At 57.0% G+C, this 18737-nt stretch carries 19 protein-coding genes; 16 read left to right on the forward strand and 3 right to left on the reverse strand.

Going from position 1 to position 18737, the window contains the following annotated elements:
- The first annotated feature begins 49 nt into the window (after positions 1–49).
- The 15 genes from BM069_RS15320 (at position 50) to BM069_RS15390 (ending at position 14151) form a co-directional block, all read left to right on the forward strand.
- Complete coding sequence (locus BM069_RS15320; RefSeq protein WP_093325019.1) at positions 50–1693, forward strand: CTP synthase; 1644 nt, start codon at positions 50–52, stop codon at positions 1691–1693.
- Positions 1694–1881: 188 nt separating this feature from the next.
- The gene (locus tag BM069_RS15325; RefSeq protein ID WP_093325021.1) at positions 1882–2148 is read left to right on the forward strand and encodes a hypothetical protein; all 267 of its coding nucleotides are present in this window, start codon (positions 1882–1884) and stop codon (positions 2146–2148) included.
- A gap of 45 nt (positions 2149–2193) precedes the next feature.
- The gene (locus BM069_RS15330) at positions 2194–2487 is read left to right on the forward strand and encodes a DUF1330 domain-containing protein (protein WP_093325022.1); all 294 of its coding nucleotides are present in this window, start codon (positions 2194–2196) and stop codon (positions 2485–2487) included.
- On the forward strand, positions 2484–2909 hold the full coding sequence (locus tag BM069_RS15335; protein WP_093325024.1) for a tellurite resistance TerB family protein: 426 nt from the start codon (positions 2484–2486) through the stop codon (positions 2907–2909). The genes BM069_RS15330 and BM069_RS15335 overlap by 4 nt, the downstream gene beginning before the upstream one ends.
- A 117-nt stretch (positions 2910–3026) precedes the next feature.
- Entirely contained in the window at positions 3027–3467 is a 441-nt protein-coding gene (locus tag BM069_RS15340) for a tellurite resistance TerB family protein (RefSeq protein WP_093325264.1), read from the forward strand.
- Positions 3464–4198, forward strand: coding sequence for a phosphate/phosphite/phosphonate ABC transporter substrate-binding protein (locus BM069_RS15345; RefSeq protein WP_093325025.1), 735 nt, complete (start codon positions 3464–3466; stop codon positions 4196–4198). Before BM069_RS15340 ends, BM069_RS15345 begins: the two co-directional genes overlap by 4 nt.
- Before the next feature lie 138 nt (positions 4199–4336).
- Entirely contained in the window at positions 4337–5113 is a 777-nt protein-coding gene (locus BM069_RS15350; protein ID WP_093325027.1) for an ABC transporter ATP-binding protein, read from the forward strand.
- A gap of 97 nt (positions 5114–5210) precedes the next feature.
- On the forward strand, positions 5211–5933 hold the full coding sequence (locus tag BM069_RS15355) for a transporter substrate-binding domain-containing protein (RefSeq protein WP_093325028.1): 723 nt from the start codon (positions 5211–5213) through the stop codon (positions 5931–5933).
- A gap of 108 nt (positions 5934–6041) precedes the next feature.
- Complete coding sequence (locus BM069_RS15360) at positions 6042–6929, forward strand: ABC transporter permease (protein ID WP_093325030.1); 888 nt, start codon at positions 6042–6044, stop codon at positions 6927–6929.
- Positions 6926–7735: an ABC transporter permease gene (locus tag BM069_RS15365; protein WP_093325031.1), complete on the forward strand. Its 810-nt coding sequence runs from the start codon at positions 6926–6928 to the stop codon at positions 7733–7735. Before BM069_RS15360 ends, BM069_RS15365 begins: the two co-directional genes overlap by 4 nt.
- Positions 7736–8076: 341 nt before the next feature.
- On the forward strand, positions 8077–9393 hold the full coding sequence (locus BM069_RS15370; RefSeq protein ID WP_093325033.1) for a glutamine synthetase family protein: 1317 nt from the start codon (positions 8077–8079) through the stop codon (positions 9391–9393).
- Between the two features lie 49 nt (positions 9394–9442).
- The gene (locus tag BM069_RS15375; protein ID WP_093325034.1) at positions 9443–10126 is read left to right on the forward strand and encodes a type 1 glutamine amidotransferase; all 684 of its coding nucleotides are present in this window, start codon (positions 9443–9445) and stop codon (positions 10124–10126) included.
- Positions 10123–11481 (forward strand): glutamine synthetase family protein, encoded by a 1359-nt coding sequence (locus tag BM069_RS15380; RefSeq protein ID WP_093325036.1) that lies wholly within the window; start codon positions 10123–10125, stop codon positions 11479–11481. Before BM069_RS15375 ends, BM069_RS15380 begins: the two co-directional genes overlap by 4 nt.
- A 42-nt stretch (positions 11482–11523) precedes the next feature.
- Positions 11524–12828 (forward strand): NAD(P)/FAD-dependent oxidoreductase, encoded by a 1305-nt coding sequence (locus tag BM069_RS15385; RefSeq protein ID WP_093325037.1) that lies wholly within the window; start codon positions 11524–11526, stop codon positions 12826–12828.
- Between the two features lie 114 nt (positions 12829–12942).
- Entirely contained in the window at positions 12943–14151 is a 1209-nt protein-coding gene (locus BM069_RS15390) for a DegT/DnrJ/EryC1/StrS family aminotransferase (protein WP_093325266.1), read from the forward strand.
- A 47-nt stretch (positions 14152–14198) separates the two neighbouring features.
- Here BM069_RS15390 and phaR read toward each other — a convergent pair whose 3' ends face one another.
- The 3 genes from phaR to phaC form a co-directional block, all read right to left on the reverse strand.
- Positions 14199–14741, reverse strand: a complete 543-nt coding sequence (gene phaR, locus BM069_RS15395) for a polyhydroxyalkanoate synthesis repressor PhaR (protein WP_093325039.1) — start codon at positions 14739–14741, stop codon at positions 14199–14201.
- Positions 14742–14884: 143 nt separating this feature from the next.
- Positions 14885–15334, reverse strand: coding sequence for a phasin family protein (locus BM069_RS15400; protein ID WP_093325040.1), 450 nt, complete (start codon positions 15332–15334; stop codon positions 14885–14887).
- A 145-nt stretch (positions 15335–15479) separates the two neighbouring features.
- On the reverse strand, positions 15480–17273 hold the full coding sequence (phaC, locus tag BM069_RS15405) for a class I poly(R)-hydroxyalkanoic acid synthase (protein WP_093325042.1): 1794 nt from the start codon (positions 17271–17273) through the stop codon (positions 15480–15482).
- A 111-nt stretch (positions 17274–17384) separates the two neighbouring features.
- Here phaC and phaZ point away from each other — a divergent pair, with 111 nt between their 5' ends.
- The gene (gene phaZ, locus BM069_RS15410) at positions 17385–18653 is read left to right on the forward strand and encodes a polyhydroxyalkanoate depolymerase (protein ID WP_093325043.1); all 1269 of its coding nucleotides are present in this window, start codon (positions 17385–17387) and stop codon (positions 18651–18653) included.
- The last annotated feature ends 84 nt before the right edge of the window (positions 18654–18737 follow it).

Raw genomic sequence — 18737 nt, forward strand, 5'->3', positions numbered from 1 at the left:
CTCACTATATCGACAGGCACGTCAAGAAATCACGGGGGATGCCACAGGCATGGCACGCTATATTTTCATCACTGGTGGGGTTGTTTCATCGTTGGGCAAAGGCCTTGCGTCAGCAGCTTTGGGCGCATTGTTGCAGGCACGCGGATACACTGTCCGCCTGCGTAAACTCGACCCTTACCTGAACGTTGACCCGGGCACGATGAGCCCGTTTGAACACGGCGAAGTCTTTGTGACCGATGATGGTGCGGAAACCGACCTCGACCTCGGCCACTACGAGCGGTTCACCGGCGTGCCTGCGCGGATGACCGATTCTGTCTCCTCCGGACGTATCTATTCCAACGTGCTAGAGAAAGAGCGCCGCGGCGACTACCTCGGCAAAACCATTCAGGTGGTTCCCCATGTCACCAACGAGATCAAAGATTTCATCAATGTCGGTGACGACGAGGTGGATTTCATGCTCTGCGAAATCGGCGGCACCGTGGGCGACATCGAAGGCCTCCCCTTCTTCGAGGCCATCCGCCAGTTCTCCCACGACAAACCGCGCGGCCAGTGCATCTTCATGCACCTGACCCTGCTGCCCTATCTGGCGGCCTCCGGCGAGCTCAAGACCAAGCCGACGCAGCACTCTGTCAAAGAACTGCAATCCATCGGTATCGCGCCTGACGTTCTGGTCTGCCGCTCCGAACAACCGATTCCCGAGAAAGAGCGCAACAAGATCGCGCTGTTCTGTAACGTGCGCAAAGAATCCGTGGTCCCCGCCTATGACCTCAAGTCGATTTACGAAGCCCCGCTGGCATATCACCGCGAAGGGCTCGATCAGGCGGTGCTTGATGCCTTCGGCATCGCCCCTGCTCCGCGCCCCGACCTGACTGTCTGGCGCGATGTGAACGACCGCATCCACAACACCGACGGCAATGTGAATGTCGCCATCGTCGGCAAATATACGCAGCTTGAGGACGCCTATAAGTCCATCAAAGAAGCCCTGACCCACGGCGGCATGGCCAACCGCGTCAAGGTCAACGTCAGCTGGGTCGACGCCGAAGTGTTCGACAAGGGCGACGCCGCGCCGCATCTGGAAGGCTATGACGCCATTCTGGTGCCCGGCGGCTTTGGCGAGCGCGGAACCGAAGGTAAAATCAAAGCCGCGCAATACGCCCGCGAGCAGAAAATCCCCTATCTGGGCATCTGCCTAGGCATGCAAATGGCCGTCATCGAGGCCGCGCGCAACGTGGCCGGCATTGCGGATGCTGGCTCCGAGGAGTTTGACCATGAGGCCGGGCAAACCCGCTTTGAACCGGTAGTCTACCACCTCAAGGAATGGGTGCAGGGCAACGCCAAAGTCAAACGCAAGGCCGACGACGACAAGGGCGGCACTATGCGTCTGGGCGCTTACGATGCGGCCCTGACCGAAGGCTCCCGCGTGGCCGAAGTCTATGGCTCTCAGGCCATCGAGGAACGCCACCGCCATCGCTACGAAGTGGACATCAAGTACCGCGAGCAACTCGAAGCGGCGGGCCTGAAATTTACCGGCATGAGCCCCGACGGCCGCCTGCCCGAAATCGTCGAGTGGCAAGACCACCCGTGGTTCATCGGCGTTCAGTTCCATCCGGAACTGAAATCCAAGCCGTTTGACCCGCATCCCCTGTTCCGCGACTTTGTTCGTGCCGCCAAAGACAACAGCCGTTTGGTCTAACGCCTCTGAGGTAAACTCATTCAAACGCCCGGCCTTCTGGTCGGGCGTTTTTGGTTTGGTGCGCGCAATGTCCTCGACTCAGGTTTACCGTTGACGCGCAATGCAAATTCTTCCCCTCTCTCTGGGATTGACTGGAATCGCTTCTTCGCCAAATCTGCGACCAATTAGTCAAAAATGGGATTTTCCAAATGTATTTCCGCGCTTTGGCCGCCTCCGCTTTCATTGCCTCGCCCCTATTGGCAGACGCCTCCACCCGCGCCGACGAGTTGCTCAAACTTATCCGCGACAACGGGTGTCAGATGACCACCGCCGAAGCAGATGAGCTGCTACCAAAACACAACTTCACCATGGACGAGACCCGCGACATTGCGCGCGCGTGGGCAAAGGCCGGTCTGATCGAGATGAACGACTTTGCCGGCATCAAACTGTCGGAGAAAGGTTGCCAAGGCGCCTGACCTTCGGCACCCTGATCAAAAAACGCTTCAGGAAGGATAACAGCCATGCCCAAGGGCTATTGGATCGCGCGCGTCGATATCGACGACTTTGAAAGCTACAAAAACTATATCGCCGCAAATGCGAAACCTTTTGCCGAATTTGGCGCCACATTTCTCGTGCGCGCCGGACAGTTCGAAAACCCTGAAGGCACCTCGCGCTCGCGCAATGTGGTGATTGAGTTTCCGTCCTATCAAGCGGCACGGGATTGCTACTATAGCGACGAATATCAGGCCGCGATCAAACTGCGCAGCGACGTCGCCACGTCCGATCTCGTTATTGTTGAGGGATATGATCCATGATCTGGGACAGCTTGCTTGACCGTCTGCGCAATAAGCCCGCAGAACAGGAATTGCCGGAGTTGGATGAAAAGCTCGCGTTGGGCGCTCTGATGGTGCGCGTGGCCAAATCCGACAACAACTATCACGTCATGGAAATCGGCGAGATCGACCGCATTCTTGGCGCGACCTTCAATCTCAACGCGGTCGAGGCCGCCAAGATGCGCGCGACCTGCGAAAAACTCGAAGCCGCCGCACCGGGTACCCCTGATTTCGCTTTGGTGATCCGCGAGCACATCGACTACCCGCACCGGCTTGAGGTCGCGCAACAGCTTTGGCAGGTGATCATCGCTGATGGCACCCGTGTGAACGCCGAAATAACCAGCCTGCACGAAATCGAAGGCATGCTTGGCATCAAGCCCGAAGACAGCCCCGCGGACGACTGATACCACGCCAAAGTAACGCGCCGGTTGGTAAACGATCCGCCGGCGCGGAAACCTGAGACGGTAAAAGACCAAAAAGAAAAGTTGCTCCTGACAGGATCGGTCCCTACATCTTTGAGCATGTTCGCAGACTTTCTCAATCGGCTCACTGCCCCCGCCCCTGACCCGCTCAATCAATCCGATGCCCGCCTTGCGCTGACCGCGCTTCTTGTGCGCATCGCCCGCGCGGATGATCATTATGCTAAGGCCGAAGCCGAGCGTATCGAACGCATCGTGACTGAGCGCTACGGCCTCACGCCCTCCGATGCCCATGCTCTCATGCAAGACGCCGAAACGCTGGAATCCGAAGCGCCGGACACCGTTCGCTTCACCCGCGCCATCAAAGAGGCGGTGGCCCATGATGACCGCATCGCCGTGATCGAGGCCATGTGGTCCGTCGTTCTGGCAGACGGGGAACGGGATGCGGAAGAAGACGCGCTGATGCGCCTGTCGGCCAACCTGCTTGGCATCAACGACAAAGACAGCGCACTGGCGCGACAGCGGGTCATCGCCAGACAATGATCGCCTCCCTGCCCATGTATGACCGGCCCGAAACCGCCGAGGCCAACAATCGCTTCTGGGAGGCAACGCGGGACCATCTCGGATTTGGCCCTACAGCCCTGACGCGTGGACGGGATGTCTGGGATATGTGGCAATCCCCCGATTTGGTTCTGTCTCAGACCTGCGGCCTGCCCTACCGCGCAAAACTGCACGGGCGCGTCACGCTTGTTGGCTCGCCGGACTACCGTCTTTATGGATGCCAGCCCGGCTACTACAACTCGGTCATTGTGGCGCATCGTTCCCGCGCTGGTGATCCGCTCGATACCTTCGACAACGCCAAAATGGCCTTCAACGATCCTCTCTCCCAATCGGGATGGGCGGCTCCCTACAGGCACTTTTCAGAAAACGGCCTGCGAATCGGTGACGTGCGCGAAACCGGCTCCCACGTCGAATCAGGGCGCTCTGTGGCTGACGGTTTCACAGATTTTGCCGCCCTTGATGCCCTCAGCTGGGAAATGATCCGCCGCTACGAAGATTTTGCCGCTGACTTGATTGAGATTGACCGCACAGAGCCGACCCCTGCGTTGCCGTTCATCACAGCGCGCAAACGTGACCCAATGCCCATCGCAAATGCCTTGTCCCGTGCCATATTTGACTTGTCACCCGCAGATCGCGACATCCTGCACCTGCACGACATCATCGACATCCGCCACACAGCTTACCTCGCCGTGCCCATCCCGCCGCTGCCCTAACGTCAAGAATTGGCCAAACGGATGAAAATGGCGACTTTTCGCACAAAACCGCTGCCACGGCGCCGTTTTGCAAGTTGCATTTGCGCATTTTTTCATCCCTATTGAGGCACCAACATAACAAGAATTGATGGGGATCACGTGCCCGATACCGCGCCCGTACTGGAAATCCGCGACCTGCATAAAGCGTACCACGACCTAGAAGTCATCAAAGGCGTCGACATCACCGCTCATCGCGGCGATGTGGTGTCCCTGATCGGCTCTTCCGGGTCCGGGAAATCCACCATCCTGCGCTGCGCCAATCTTTTGGAAAACAGCCAACAAGGCGAAATCCTTTTCAAGGGTGAACCGATCACATGGAAAGGCAACGGCCACGACCGTCTTCCAGCGGACCCCAAACAGGTGCTGCGCATCCGCACCAACCTGTCGATGGTGTTTCAGCAGTTCAACCTGTGGTCACATATGACCATTCTGCAAAACGTCATGGAAGCACCCGTCACAGTGCTTGGCCGTGACAAGGCCGAAGCCGAAGAGGCCGCCCATGCCTATCTCGACAAGGTCGGCATCCGCGACAAACACGACGTCTACCCCGCGCAATTGTCCGGCGGTCAGCAACAGCGCGCCGCCATCGCCCGCGCGCTCGCAATGGAACCCGAAGCGCTGCTGTTTGACGAACCGACATCAGCGCTTGATCCTGAACTCGAACAAGAAGTTGTGCGTGTGATTAAATCTCTGGCCGAAGAAGGCCGCACCATGTTGATCGTGACCCATGACATGAAAATGGCCTCCGATGTGTCGGACAAGGTGATTTTCCTGCATCAGGGCCTCGTCGAAGAACAAGGCAGCCCGGACGAGCTTTTTGGCAATCCCAAAAGCGAACGCCTCAAGGGCTTTCTGTCTTCGACTGTCCACAACTGACAACCACCGCCAACTTGACCTACTGGGCCAAATTGGCAACCTGAGACCACACCGGCAAGAAACGCCGGAAAACGAACACAAGCTAGGGAGTGTTAATATGAAAAAACTGATCCTTTCCACCGCAGCACTGGCACTGACCGCCGGTTTTGCTCTGGCAGACACCGTGCGCATGGGCACCGAAGGCGCCTACCCTCCGTACAACTTCATCAACGACGCGGGTAACCTCGACGGTTTTGAAATCGTTCTGGGCAACGAGCTGTGCAAACGTGCCGGCCTGACCTGCGAGTGGGTCAAAAACGACTGGGACAGCATTATCCCGAACCTGGTGTCCGGCAACTACGACACCATCATCGCGGGCATGTCCATCACCGACGAGCGTGACGAAGTCATCGATTTCACCCAGAACTATATCCCGCCGGCGGCATCCGCATATGCGGCGACCTCTGCTGATGCAGACATCATGGGTGGCGTTGTGGCCGCACAGACCGCGACCATTCAGGCCGGCTACGTTGCAGAATCCGGCGCAGCGCTGATCGAATTCGCAACCCCCGAAGAAACCGTCGCAGCAGTCCGCAACGGCGAAGCCGACGCGGTTTTTGCTGACAAAGACTATCTGGCTCCACTGGTTGACGAATCCGGCGGCGAACTGGTCTTCGCTGGCGACGACGTTCCGCTGGGCGGCGGCGTTGGCATGGGTCTGCGCGAATCCGACACCGAGCTGAAAGCCAAGTTCAACGCGGCCATCGACTCGATGAAGGCGGACGGCACTCTGAACGCTCTGATCGTCGAGTGGTTCGGCCCCGACGCGGCCACCTACTGATCTGATTGATCCCGCAGGCCCGCGCCTTTGCGCGGGCCTGTTTTTGCATCCGGCCCCTGCCCGTTTTCCTAAAAAACGCGGGCAGCCGCCAAACCAAAGACGCCCGCGATGTTTTCCTACTGTGCCGACCCTTCCACGCTTGAATCCTTCCGGTGGCTGTCCTGCTACCTGACCACCGGCGTGCATATGTCGTTTTACAAAAGCTTCCTTCTGGTGCTCGCCCTTCTGGCCGTCACCGCCCCTGTGGCGTTGTCTTTCGGCTTTCTGGGCGCCATGTCGGCCCGCAGCCACATCGCCCCCGTAAGCTGGCTCGGAAAAGGCTATATCGCCATCGTGCGCGGCGTCCCTGACATCGCATTCTTCCTGTTTTTCGTGATTGCGCTCGACCAATCCTTCGAGCTCATCAAACACAACGTGGTCTGCCCCGATTGGACCGATCCAATCCGGCAGGGCAATGATTTCCTCGTATGCCCTCAGGCCAAAGTGCCCCTCGGGTCCTCTCCGGAATACGTCCACCAACTTTATGGCTTTATGCTCGCGGTCATCACCTTTGCCATCGTTTTTGGCGCATTTGCGGCCAACGTCTTGTTTGGCGGCATGCGCGCCGTGCCGCACGCCCAACTTGAAACCGCCGAGGCCTATGGCATGACACGACGTCAGATTTTCTGGCGCATTCTGGTTCCGCAAATGTGGGTCTATGCCCTGCCCGGCCTATCCAATCTTTGGATGGTCTTGATCAAGGCGACACCGCTGCTTTTCCTGCTCGGCATCGAAGATATCGTCTATTGGGCCCGCGAACTCGGCGGCACCAAAACGTCCAAGTTCTCCGCCTATCCGCATCCGGACTGGCGCATGTGGTACTTCCTCTTCCTGCTGGTTTTCTACCTCAGCTTCACCAAAGTGTCCGAGGTTGTGCTTGAGCGCCTGATGCGCCGGCTGAACAAAGGACAGGCCACCGCTGGCGGCGAAGCTCTGCGCAAGGAGGCAGCGGCATGAAGACCTGCGCCCAGACCATCTCCGACTATGCATTCCGTTCGCTTGGCTATGGCGAACGCCTTTTGCCGCGCTCCGATTTTACCCTGTGTGAACAGTTTACGCTGATCGGCTCCGGCATGATCTGGAACATCTACTTTGGCGTGATCGCGCTCTGCACAGGCTTCTTCTTTGCCGTGGCACTCGCCATGGGCAAGAACTCGGCCACATGGGCATATCGCCGCCCGAGCGAACTTTTCATCTTCGTGTTCCGCGGCAGCCCGCTCTTCATCCAGTTCTTCTTTGCCTACTTCTTGTTTCTGTCTCTCAAGAAAAACTACGATTTCTTTGATCCGCTGACGTCAGCGTGGCTTGGCGCTGTTATTGTCTTGTTCTGCAACACAGCAGCCTATTCCGCGGAAATCTTCTATGGTGCCCTGCGCTCGATCCCCAAAGGCGATATCGAAGCCGCCGATGCCTACGGCATGACCGGCTGGCCCCGTTTCCGCCGCATCATTTTTCCAACAATGATGCGCTTGGCATGGCCAGCCTACACCAACGAGGCGATCTTTCTGTTTCACGCCACGGCGCTGGTCTTTTTCTCCGCCTTCCCTGCGCGCGGCCAAAAGGGCGATGCGCTCTATTATGCCAGCTACTTCGCGGACAAGACCTTCAACCCGTTTGTTCCCTATCCTATTCTGGCGTTTTACTTCATCCTGCTGACGCTGGTTGTCATCTGGGTTTTTGGAATCACCAACCGCCGCCTGAACAAGCACCTGCCGCAAGCGGCAACCGCAAAACTGCGTGTACGCCCCAATCTGATCCGCTAATCGGGCAACTGACTGGCCCGCACCATGCCCGCCGGCTTTCGGCGGCATGATCTGGGCGGTCGCGACCTGTTGATGACACGCAAAATTTGCCCCCGCATCGCGAAACGCTTGGGTATTGATCAACCGCCCCACAAAAACCCACAAAAAACACCGCTGTAGGCGGGCATTCTGCCAGTATGTCCCCTGTCCTTAAACGGTTATTCACACCCCGAATGCCACTGTCGGGACACCTCCGCAATACCGACGCAATACCGACGTAATACCGACGTTCGTAAATTCCTCTGGACATTGAGAAGCGCGGCGGAGATATTTTGATCAAATTATGACAGCACAGGTGCACTATGGAGCCGCTTCACTATCGAACCTTCCGCATTGGCGTTTCGGATCTGAATGGCCAGATCCGCGGCAAACGCCTTCCCTCGGCTCAAGCGGCCAAGCTGGAAACCGACGGTGCCCGCATGCCACTGTCAGTGTTGAACGTCGACATCTGGGGCCATGACATCGACGGCAGCCCACTGGTATTTGAAACCGGCGACCCAGATGGCATCCTGCGCCCTACAGAGCGCGGCCCCATGCCTTTGCCATGGCTGGCGACCCCGTCCGAAGCAGTGCCTATGGCTATGTTCAACGAAGACGGCACACCGTTTTTAGGCGACCCGCGGCAGGCACTATCCAGCGTTCTGGATCGCTTTGCACAACGTGGCTGGACAGTCATGGCGGCTACCGAAATGGAATTCACACTGGTTGACGACAGCGGAGACGCGCTTATGCCACCGCTGGATCCGCGCAGCGGGCGCCGCTTGATGTCTGGTGAGATCATGGGGCTTGATGAACTCGACACGTTTGATGCGTTCTTCACCGACGTCTATGAGGGCGCGGAGGCGATGGGCATACCGATCCAATCGATGATTTCGGAATGTGGCATCGGCCAGTTTGAGGTCACTCTCAACCACCAAAACGCGATGAAGGCCGCGGACGATGCCTTGTATTTCAAGTTCCTACTGCGCGGAATTGCCCGCAAACACGGGCTTGCGGCAACTTTCATGGCCAAGCCATACCCTGAGGATGCGGGCAATGGCATGCATGTGCATTTCTCGGTTGTTGATGAGAATGGCAAGAATGTTTTTGACAACGGTGGGCCTGAAGGCACGGAAATTTTGCAGCAGGCTGTTGCCGGCTGTTTGCAGGCCATGCGCGCCTCCACTCTGATCTTTGCCCCGCACGGCCCAAGTTATGACCGCTTCGCCCCAGGCAATCACGCGCCAACCTCTGTGTGCTGGGCTTATGAGAACCGCACCTCCGCGTTGCGCATTCCCGGTGGCGCGTATGGCGCGCGCCGGATCGAACATCGCGTCGCAGGCGGCGATATCAATCCCTATCTGATGCTCGCCGCGGTTCTTGGCGCGGCAATCGAAGGCATCGAAGAAGGTCTGACACCGCCTGATCCAATCGAAGGCAATGCCTACGATCTGGACCTTCCCCACCTTGCTGACGGTTGGGAAGCCGCGATCGACCTCTTTGCCACCGACCCGTTCATCACACGCTGTTTGCCCCAACAACTGATTGACAATATGGTTATGACCAAACGTCAGGAACTGCGCGAACTGGCGGGAATACCCAAGGAAGACCACTGGAAGACCTACCTCGAGCGGGTCTGATCCAGAGCCGAAACCACGCGAAAAAATTTGATCAAACACACGGTGCACCATGAAAATCGGAATCCTGCAAACAGGCCACACCCCAGAGGAGCTACAGGAGGAATTCGGCGAATATTCCGACCTCTTCCAAGCGCTTTTCGCAGGCCATGATTTCGAGTTCGAAACATACAATGTGGTCGACGGTGTCTTCCCAGAAGGCATCGAGTCTGCCCAAGGCTGGCTTGTGACCGGCTCCAAACACGGAGCCTATGAAGACCACGATTGGATCCCCCCTCTTGAGGACTTTATTCGTGCTTCCGTCAGCGCCAGCGCACCCATCATTGGCATCTGTTTCGGCCACCAAATCATCGCGCAAGCCCTTGGCGGCAAAGTGGAAAAATTCTCCGGTGGGTGGGCTGTGGGTCGTCAGACTTACGATTTTGCCGGCACCGAAATTTCCCTGAACGCCTGGCATCAGGATCAGGTCACCGAATTGCCACCTGGCGCTGTGACCATCGCATCCAATGACTTCTGCAAGAATGCTGCAATCGTCTATGGCGACCGCGCGCTGACAGTTCAGGCCCACCCTGAATTTGACGGCTTGTTCATCGACGGCCTCATCAACACCCGCGGTCGTGGCGTTGTGCCCGACGACCTTCTTGATGCCGCCGAGGACACCCTTGCGGAACCGGTCGCAAATCAAACACTTGCGGACCAATTCGCCGACTTTTTCCGACAGGAGCGTACCCAATGAGCGACTGGATTTCCGAAGCCCCCGAGGCCGCCCGCGAATACCTGAAAGACCGCCGTCTTGACGAGGTAGAGTGCATCATCTCCGACCTTCCCGGCATCGCCCGCGGCAAGGCCGTGCCCGCCTCAAAATTCGCACGACAGAAGTATTTTCACCTGCCGGATTCTATTTTCTATCAGACCCTTACCGGCGGATGGGGAGAAGCCGCAGGCGACGAAGGCTTCATCGAAAAGGACATGTTCCTCAGACCTGACTGGTCAACCACCACGGCCGCGCCATGGACCGGAGACTGGACGCTCCAGGTCATTCATGACGCCTTTGACACCGACGGAAAACCGGTCGAGTTCAGCCCTCGAAACGTGTTGAAACGCGTTGTGGACCTCTACCGCAAAAAGGGCTGGGAGCCCGTCGTGGCACCGGAGATGGAATTCTTCCTCGTGGCCCGCAACACGGATCCAGCCAAGGAAATCAAGCCTATGATGGGTCGCTCCGGCCGGCCGGCCGCCGCACGTCAGGCTTATTCCATGACCGCAGTCGACGAATTCGGCCCCGTTATTGACGACATCTACGACTTTGCCGAAGCACAGGGTTTTGAGATCGACGGCATCACGCAAGAAGGCGGCGCCGGTCAGCTTGAAATCAATCTGATCCACGGCGATCCGGTCGAATTGGCAGATCAGGTCTTTTACTTCAAACGCCTGATCCGCGAGGCGGCCCTGCGCCACGATTGCTATGCCACCTTTATGGCCAAGCCGATCGAAAACGAGCCCGGATCAGCTATGCACATCCACCACTCGGTGATCGACATCGAGACCGGGCAGAACATCTTTTCCGGCCCGCAAGGCGGCGACACAGATGCGTTTTTCCACTTTATCGCGGGCCTTCAGAACCACTTGCCCTCCGCAATCGCGGTTCTTGCGCCTTATGTGAACAGCTATCGCCGCTATGTGCGGGACCACGCCGCGCCAATCAATCTCGAATGGGCGCGCGACAACCGCACAACCGGCATTCGCATTCCGCTGTCCACACCCGCCGCGCGGCGTGTCGAAAACCGCATCGCCGGCATGGATTGCAACCCCTACCTCGGAATTGCGGCTTCTCTTGCCTGTGGCTATCTCGGCCTGATCGAACAAGAGCGTCCCGACAAGCAATACAAGGGCGACGCCTATGATGGTGAAGAAGCCATCCCACGCATTCTTGGTGGCGCTCTGGACATCTTTGACGAAGCAAAAGACCTGCACGATGTTCTTGGTCCGGAATTTGCCCGTGTTTACTCAATTGTAAAACGCGCCGAGTACGAAGAATTCCTTGCGGTTATCTCGCCCTGGGAACGGGAACATTTGCTGCTGAACGTGTGATCCCGCCGGCAGAAGGCGGCCAAAATAGCCGAAAGGGCGCAGATGAACCTGCTCTATAGCAATGATTCTAAGGGGGAATACCCCAAGAGCTGGTATGCAGCGACGGCAGACCATCTGCCGCCTTTTGCCTCGTTTCAGGGCGAAAGGCGCGCGGACGTTTGCGTTGTCGGCGGCGGCTACACAGGGCTGTCGACGGCCCTTCATCTCGCGCAGAAGGGCTTTGACGTCATCTTGCTTGAGGCTCAACGCGTCGGCTTTGGGGCCTCTGGTCGCAATGGCGGCCAACTGGGTACAGGTCAGCGCATGGAGCAGGACGCGCTGGAAAATCTCGTCGGACAAGACGATGCTGCCAAGCTCTGGAGCCTCTCGGAAGAGGCAAAGGCTGTCGTCCGCAATCTAATCAGCACCCACGACATCGCTTGCCACTACAAACCCGGCATTGCGCACGCCTGCTTTTCCGCAAGCGAAACTCGGGACGAGCACAGCTACACCGACCACCTTCAGGACCGCTACGGGTACACGCAGATCGAAAAACTCGATCGTGACGCGATGCAGGCGTTGTGCCCCTCTCCAAAATACGTCGGCGGCAGCCTTGATATGGGCGCGGGGCATCTGCATCCCCTCAGCTTTGCACTCGGACTGGCCAAGGCCGCACAGGCCGCAGGCGCTGAAATTTTTGAGCAAAGCGAAGTCACTCAGATCACCGAAAACGGCAAAATCACCATCAAAACGCGCGGCGGCAAAGTCACCGCCGACCATCTTGTTCTGGCTTGCAACGGCTATCTCGGCGATCTGCAACCCAAAGTCGCCAGCCGCGTCATGCCGATCAACAACTTCATCGCCGCAACAGAGCCTCTCGGAGAGGACGCAGCTAAAGTTCTGGCGCAGGATGTAGCGGTTGCCGACACCAAGTTCGTGATCAATTACTTCCGCCTCAGCCATGACAAACGGCTTCTGTTTGGTGGCGGAGAAAGCTATGGCTATCGCTTTCCGAGCGACATTGCCGCGACCGTGCGCAAACCAATGACCGAGATCTTTCCTCACCTCAAAGACGTGCAGATCGACTACGCATGGGGCGGCACTTTGGCCATCACAATGAAACGCATGCCCTACCTGCGTCGCTTGTCAGACAAGGTGCTAACAGCCTCCGGATACTCCGGTCACGGCGTCGGCACGGCAACCCACGCGGGTCAGCTTATCGCGCAAGCCATTGCCGGTCAGGCCGAAGGCTTTGACACGATGGCACGCGTGCCTGCCACGCCTTTCCCGGGAGGCACCTCACTGCGCAGCCCGCTTTTGGCGCTGGCAATGACATGGTTCAGCCTGCGAGACAGGCTGGGTATCTGACCCAAACAGCCTTTGTTTTCATGCAAACTTCACCTTCTGGGTGCGGAATCGACTGGTCTTGCTCGCGCAATTGTTTTAGGTTTTTGAAAGTAGAGCTTAAGAAAGATGAAATCTATGACTTTGCCGCCGAACGTCTATGACGCCGAACCGATCCCGGAGGCCGCCCGTGCCGAGGTTGAGCGCTTGCTGCAAACCGGTGATCTTTTCCGCTACACCGCGCCCGAAAACGCGCCCGTGTCTCTGCTGGAAGCCGAGTTTGCCGCGATGCTGGGCACAAAATACGCATTGGCCGTATCTTCTTGCTCCGCCGCACTATTTCTATCGCTAAAGGCGCTTGGCCTACCGCGTGATGCGCGTGTTTTGTTGCCCGGATTCACCTTCGCCGCCGTGCCGTCATCGGTGGTGCATGCCGATTGTGTGCCGGTCCTCTGCGAAGTGGGCGAAAACTACCGCATCGACATCCAGGATTTCGAAACGCGTCTTGATGACAATATCGACGCCGTGATCATCAGCCACATGCGCGGCCACACGTCGGACATGGACGCAATCATGGAGCTTTGTTCCGCCCGCAACATTCCGGTGATCGAAGACGCAGCCCACAGTCTTGGCACAACGTGGAACGGCCGCAACATCGGCACCATTGGCAATGTCGGCTGCTTTTCCTTCCAGTCCTACAAGCTGATCAACTCCGGCGAAGGTGGCATCATGGTTACCGACGACCCCGATCTGGTGGCCCGCGCGGTGATCATGTCCGGCGCTTATGAGCACAACTGGCAGAAACACAAAGCGCCCGAAGGCGACAACACCGGCGAGCTTGAGGCGGCCTTTAACCGCTGGCAAAACCAGCTACCGCTGTACAACCTGCGCCTGTCCAATCTGTCGGCCGCCATCGTGCGTTCGCAGCTGGCCGAAGTGCCGCGTCGCGTACGCGATGGCCGTGCCAACCATGACTATGTCGCTGCAATCCTGAACGGCTCGGATTGGTTGCAGGTTCCCGAGAAACTGGCGCCTGAAGACCGCGCACCCGACAGCATCCAATTCAACCTTGTCGGCCTGACAAACGACGAAATCCTCGCCTTTCAGGAAGCCGCCAACAAACGTGGTGTGAAGGTTCAGGTGTTTGGTCAGTCTTCCGATAACGCGCGTGCCTTCTGGAACTGGCAGTTCGTGCCCGATCTGCCGGAGCTGCCGAAAACCCGTGCAATGCTGATGAAAGCTTGTGACGTGCGGCTCCCTGCGCGCTTGAAGACTGAAGAACTCGACATCATTGCCGCCGCACTGACCGGTGCAGCCGAAGACGTCATGGGACGCGCCGCGGCCTAAGGTAACGAGTTCCTAAAAGCAAAAGCAGGGCCAAGGCCCTGCTTTTATCATTTCAGTTTTGACAGTTTGTCTTGTAACTCGGCAAGCTGCTTTTTGATGTCATCCAGGTCTTCGCCCTCGCTGGATTTCTCCACCGTTTCACTGGGTTGAGTTGCCCCCCAGTTCATCCCGCCGGTCATCGCCTTGAGAAACGCTTCCTGCTGCGCCTGCATCGCTTCAAAGCCAGGCATCTTCATGCCGGGGGTCATGGTTTCCATCACCTTTTCCTGGCTCTCTCGCAGCATCTCAAAAGAGGTTTGCAGGAATTGTGGCACCATGGATGTGGCCTGCGTCGTATAGGCCCGCACCAGATCGTTCAGCACGTTCACCGGCAGCACGTTTTCACCGCGGCTTTCGTGCTCTGCGATGATTTGCAAAAGGTACTGACGTGTCAGATCATCACCGCTCTTGAGGTCAACAATCTGCACCTCACGCCCGGACCTGATAAAGCCCGCGATATCGTCAAGTGTGACGTAGTCGCTGGTTTCGGTGTTATAAAGGCGCCGGCTTGCATAGCGTTTGATCAAGAGTGGTTTGTTATCGTCCGCCACGTCATTCTCCCCAGATATTTGTGCGCTGCGGAAAACCTTATGCGAGTGCAGAAAAATGAGCAAAGAAAAAAGAAAGGGCAGGCCAATGGCCTGCCCGCGCGATCCGCACTACTGGGGAGGATTGAGTACGGCTCGGCGCCAAATTACTTGGCGGTCGCTTTCTTCGCTGCGGAAGTCACGTCATCGGTGGCTTTCTTCACGGCTGCGGTCGCTTCTTCAGAAACTTCTTTGCCAGCCGCCATCAGCAGTTCAACAGTTTCCATCTGAACTTTTTTCGCAACTTCAGCAAATGCCGCCATGTTTTCGGCTGCGACTTCCGCCTGAGCGGATGCGAAGTCGGTCATTGCTTTGGCGTAGTCAGCCGGATCGGTCTTGGCTTTGGACATATCGGCCAGCTTGGCGATGGTGTCTTTGGACCATTTGGAGGAGATTTCCGAAGACTTCTCTGCCGCAGTCAGGGCAACGCCTGCCAGCTTTTCGTTCAGGGAAGCGGTGTTTTTGAACGCGTCTTCAAACGCGGCGGTGTCTACAGGAAATGCACCCATCATGTCTTTCAGGAATGCGGTGGCGTCTGTTGCTGCTGCTTTAGCCATGGTCTCTCGTCCTTCAAATCGGTTGCGGGTGTGAAAACTTGGGGAGGCCCGCGTTTCTAGTCTCGAAACCAATATGATTTCTGCGACGCGGCATTTCAAGATTTTTTATGCTGCATTGCAGCAAAAATTTGAAAACCCTATAAAATCAACGAATTGCCCGTACACGAACATAGGACCCAGGCGCATCTTCCAGCACTTTATGTGTCGAATCTCCCGGCTGGCGGGCTTCCACCTTCTTACCGGATCTTGATGACAGCCATGTGTCCCACCGCGGCCACCACGATCCCTCATGAAAGGTTGCCCCCTCCATCCAGTCGTCTGCCGACCCGCTGACGTCTTTGTTCACGTAGTGGCCGTATTTCTTTTTGCTGGGCGGATTCACAATGCCAGCGATATGGCCGGACTCAGACACAATAAACGTCTTGGAGCGGCTCTTCGTCATCTGGAAGCCGTTGAAACAGTCTTTCCAACGCGCGATGTGGTCCGTTTCGCATGTGACCGCACACGTCGGAACATCTACATCTGAAACATGCAGGCGCTCGCCGCAGAACTCGACGCCGTCGGTCACAAACTGATTGTCCTGACACAGCTTGCGCAAATACTCATGCGCCATTTTGCCCGGCAAACCGGACCCGTCACCGTTCCAATACAGCAAATCAAACGCCGGCGGCGTCTCTCCCATCATATAGGATTTGATCGCAGGGCCATAAACCAGATCATTTGACCGCAAGAAGCTAAAGGTGCGCTGCATGATGAACGACCGCAGGAAACCGGTTTCCTCGATTTCGCGATCAATGCCGTCGATGAAATCATTCTGCAAAAACGGAGTAAATTCGCCCTGATCATTAAAGTCCGTCAGCGTGGTAAAGAACGTCGCAGACTTCACCGACTTGTCACCGCGATGCTTCATCAAAGCCAAGGTAAGGTGCAATGTTGTTCCCGCAATACAGTATCCCACTGCGTTGACCTGTTTTTGCGCCGTGATCTCTTTGACCTGCTCTATTGCCGTCAGGAAACCCTCGTCGATATAGGTGTCCAGCCCCACATCCGAGTAGCTCCGGTCAGGATTGATCCAGCTCACAACAAAGACGGTGTACCCCTGATCCGTCAGCCACCGGATCATGCTGTTCTGCTCTTTGAGATCGAGAATGTAGTACTTGTTGATCCACGGAGGAAATATCACCAGCGGTATTTCATGCACCGTTTCGGTGGTCGGCGTGAACTGCAACAACTCAAACATGCGATTGCGATACACCACCTTGCCAGGGGCAGTTGCGATATTGACCCCGATTTCAAACGCGGTCTCATCCGCCAGCTTCACCAGAAGCTCGCCATTGTTGTCTTCAAGATCGGCTATGAGGTTTTCCAGACCATCAACAAGCGACTGACCGTCTGTCTCCACAGCCTTCTCCAGTGCCGCCGGATTGGTGCCCAGAAAATTGGTCGGGGCCATCATGTCCGTGATCTGCTGGCTGAAGTATTCCACCCGTTGCCGTTCCTTTACCGACAACCCTTCAAGCCCTGCAACGGCTGTTTCAACGGCCTCTTTGTTGCGCATGTATTGCTGCTTGATGAAGTTGAAATAGGGGTTGGTGCGCCACATTTCATGAGAGAATCGCCGGTCCTCTCCGGTGTCATCCTGCGGTGCAGCAAACTTGCCCTGCATCAGCATATGCTGCGCATCAACATAGTGTTTTACCGACTTCGTCCACAGCTCGAGCTGGCTTTCCATGACTTTTCCGGGATTTTCCGCCATGGCTTGCCAATAGACCGCCGCCGCATTCACAAACATGCCGGTTTCCGGCGCATTTAGCTCTGATCTCAAGGGTTTATGCTTACCCAAAATGTCCATCAACCTTCGGGACAATTGCTCAACTTTGGCCAAGTTGGCGTTCAAAAGTTCCAAATTTTGGTCCGAAGTTGTGTCTTTTGTTGTCATATTAAACCAATCGCCCTAGTCTCGCTGCTACGCAGCATTGAAGCCCGCTCCCCTCAAAATACATTAGGGAGCTTTTCATTACGGGGATACCCCGACGTAAAGGAGACGCCTATGCGGTACATGGCCACGTATGATTTCATGGAAACCGTACGCAACACCAACCAGTGGCTCGGCGCCACGGCAACGGCGTTCGCTTCGGCACCCGCAATGGCACTCTTTCCCAATCCGGCCATGCAATGGATGGCGGCTTGGGGCGAGGTTGCAGAACGCAGCTTTCAGCGCATGGTCATGAAACCGGACTGGCACATTGACAGCTTCACCTGCGAAGACGGCAAAGACCACATTGTGAATATCGACACCGTCGTGGAACGCCCGTTTGGCGATCTCATCCATTTCGACGTGTCCGGCCGCAAAGAGATGCCTCGCAAGGTATTGTTGGTTGCGCCGATGTCGGGCCACTATGCGACGCTGCTGCGCTCAACCGTCCGCAGTTTGATCCCTGACTGCGAAGTTTACATCACAGATTGGCACAACGCCCGCGACATTCCTGTCAGCGAAGGCAAGTTTGATGTCGAAGACTATACGCTTTATCTCGTCGATTTCATGAAAGAGCTTGGCCCCGACACCCATGTGATCGCCGTGTGCCAGCCCGCCCCTCTTACGTTGGCAGCGACCGCCTATCTGGCCGAAGAAGACCCCAAGGCGCAGCCCCGGTCCCTGACGCTGATCGGCGGCCCGATCGACCCGAACGCCGCGGCGACAGAAGTCACCGATTTTGGCCACCGTGTCACAATGGGCCAACTTGAGGAAACCATGATCCAGCGCGTGGGTTTCAAATACCCAGGTGTTGGCCGCATGGTGTACCCGGGCCTGCTGCAGCTGTCTTCCTTTATGTCGATGAACGCAGACCGCCACTCCAAGGCGTTCTCGGACCAAATCATGCGCGTCGCCCATGGCGAAGCCTCCGAACACGATGCGCACAACCGGTTTTATGACGAATACCTCGCCGTCATGGACATGACTGCGGAATTCTATCTGAGCACCGTGGAACGCATTTTTAAAAATGCCGAGATTGCCAACAACGAATTCGTGGTTGCTGGCCGCAAGGTCGACATGGGCAAAATCACAACGGTCGCGATAAAGACCGTTGAAGGCGCCAAGGACGACATCACAGCGCCGGGTCAATGTATCGCCGCGCTGGATCTGTGCACCGGCTTGCCCGACAGCAAGAAAGCCAGCCACGTCGAACCAGGCGCCGGTCACTACGGCATCTTCGCGGGCAAAAGCTGGCGCAACAATATCCGGCCTCTGGTGCTCGATTTTATTGACGCCAACAGCGCGAAGCCCAAGCGCAAAGCCGCAAACAAAAACGCAGCCTGATCAATCAAATATATGAGAACGCGGGGCCCGTCGGCCCCGTTTCTTTTTGGACCGCCACGTCCTGCCCCTTGGCCTCAACCACAA

Origin of the sequence: Shimia haliotis (genome assembly GCF_900114415.1) — a bacterium.
GTDB lineage: Bacteria > Pseudomonadota > Alphaproteobacteria > Rhodobacterales > Rhodobacteraceae > Shimia > Shimia haliotis.